The sequence below is a fragment of the Lysinibacillus halotolerans genome (assembly GCF_003711845.1).
Classification (GTDB): Bacteria; Bacillota; Bacilli; order Bacillales_A; family Planococcaceae; genus Ureibacillus; species Ureibacillus halotolerans.
Genome location: NZ_RHLQ01000098.1, coordinates 1 through 2,167, shown reverse-complemented (window position 1 = coordinate 2,167; position 2,167 = coordinate 1). Strand labels below are relative to the sequence as shown.

The 2,167-nt window shown below is 32.4% G+C and carries 3 protein-coding genes; 2 read left to right on the top strand and 1 reads right to left on the bottom strand.

All coding sequences use genetic code 11. The annotated features are described in order from the left end of the window. Positions 1 to 133: 133 nt before the first annotated feature. Positions 134 to 1,117, bottom strand: a complete 984-nt coding sequence (gene guaC / locus EC501_RS18240) for a GMP reductase (RefSeq protein ID WP_122973755.1) — start codon at positions 1,115 to 1,117, stop codon at positions 134 to 136. Positions 1,118 to 1,382: 265 nt separating this feature from the next. Here guaC and EC501_RS18235 point away from each other — a divergent pair, with 265 nt between their 5' ends. Continuing rightward, positions 1,383 to 1,613, top strand: coding sequence for a hypothetical protein (locus EC501_RS18235; protein WP_122973754.1), 231 nt, complete (start codon positions 1,383 to 1,385; stop codon positions 1,611 to 1,613). Between the two features lie 108 nt (positions 1,614 to 1,721). Next, positions 1,722 to 1,937 carry a hypothetical protein gene (locus tag EC501_RS18230; protein ID WP_122973753.1) on the top strand — a complete coding sequence of 72 codons (216 nt, stop codon included), beginning with the start codon at positions 1,722 to 1,724 and terminating at the stop codon, positions 1,935 to 1,937. Positions 1,938 to 2,167: the final 230 nt, after the last annotated feature.

The following is a 2,167-nucleotide window of genomic DNA, read 5'->3' as shown; positions in this document are numbered from 1 at the left end:
AATTTTATCAGAAGAGGTCCTTATTTTATTGTAAAAAATTCAAAGCCGGTGAAATTTTACTTTTCGTAAAATTTCACCGGCTTTTTTTATTTAGAGGAGGGTTTTGTCCCAGCCTCTTTTTATTTACTATCTATTAATATACTTTATCTCCATTAAAGATGGAATTTTTCACGACTACATAATCAACTGTACGAATAGCATCAAGTTTGTTACCACCAGCATAAGAAATAGAGGATTGTAAATCCTGTTCCATTTCAACTAAAGTATCCATTAAAGAACCTTTATGTTCCACGTACATTTTTTTACCTTCAACGTTTTTCTTTTCGCCTTTTTGGAATTCAGAAGCAGAACCAAAGTATTCTTTAAACATTTTGCCATCTTTTACAACAGTTTGACCCGGTGATTCTTCATGACCGGCGAATAGTGAACCAATCATAACCATAGAGGCACCGAAACGAACTGATTTCGCAATATCTCCATGTGTTCGAATTCCGCCATCAGCAATAATTGGTTTTGTTGCAGCTTTTGCACACCAACGTAAAGCAGCTAATTGCCAACCACCTGTACCGAATCCAGTTTTAATTTTTGTAATACATACTTTACCTGGCCCGATACCGACTTTAGTAGCATCTGCACCAGCATTTTCAAGTTCACGGACTGCTTCAGGTGTTCCAACATTACCAGTAATAACAAAGCTTTGAGGTAAATGAGTTTTAATATGTTTAATCATTTCAATAACTGCGTTTGAATGTCCGTGGGCAATATCAATTGTAATAAATTCTGGAATTAAATCTTCTACCGCTAATTGTTCAATAAATGCATATTCTTCTGCTTTTACACCAACTGAAATAGATGCGATTAATTTACGAGAATGCATGTTTCGAATAAATTCGGCACGAGTTTCAGGATTAAAACGGTGCATAATATAAAAGTAGCCATTTTCTGCTAATTTAATTGCAATAGATTCATCGATGATCGTTTGCATATTTGCAGGAACTACAGGTAATTTAAATTTATATCCGCCAAACATAACAGAAGTATCACATTCTGAACGGCTGTTTACTATACATTTATTTGGTATTAGTTGAATATCTTCATAATCAAATACGTTATCCATTTTACACACACCCCTAAATCACGAATATTTTTCATTAATACAGGCAATAATGTTCGCCCTTTGGTAATTTACCTCATTTTTAGTAACATGTCAAAGCATTTATTAAAATATTTTTATTTTTTCCTTTTTATATTGGAAATATGATGAATGAATGTTGACATTTTTGTGTATCAATTGTTAGAAAAATAGAGAAAATCTTTGTTTTCTCGTATAAAACATCTCCTTTCTATTCATATTAAAGGAAATATCAAAGGAGATGACTAGAATGCCAAGAAATGATAATCAACATGTTGAATCAACGCCCCACTTTGATGGTGCAAAAGAAAGCATCATTAATGACCCTACTGCATCTGCGAGTGAAAAAATAAGTGTTTATACTCAAGCAAAACCAATTGAAGAGTTTGCTATGGAGAAAAATCCTTATAAATTTACTCCAAAAGTCGACCCGATGATGGAACGTTTCGAAAAATTAATGCGCGGAACGAAAAAGAAATAAATGATAATATCTCGTTCATTTAGAACGGGATTATTTTTTTAATAAGAACAATCGCACAAGGATGGGCTTCCCTTTTTTCATAATTTAGAAGAAGGAGGGGGCTAATCGATGCTTGATAAAATCAAACTATTAATTGGTCAGCCGATTGGCGTAGCATTTAAAAATGGGTTAAGTATTTCTGGAGTTTTATGTGGTGCCGATGAAAATGAAATTTGTCTGATGGAATATATGTACCAAGCAAAATTTGTTCAAAGATATTATAATTACGAATCTATTCAAGGTATTTATATTTTCCCTATTAGTGATACAGATTTACTAAATTAAGTAGTTTAAAATAAAGAGGCTGGGACAAAACCCACCTCTGAAATGAAAAGCCGGTGAAATTTTACGATAAGTAAAATTTCACCGGCTTTGATTATTTTAAATAAAAAACAAGGACCACTTCTGATAAAATTAAGTCACCACAACAAAATTATACAGAAAGAAGGATCCTTATGTTTAAAGATTATAACATGAATCAACTCGTTTTGCCTTTAGATTTAGAAGTAAAATTA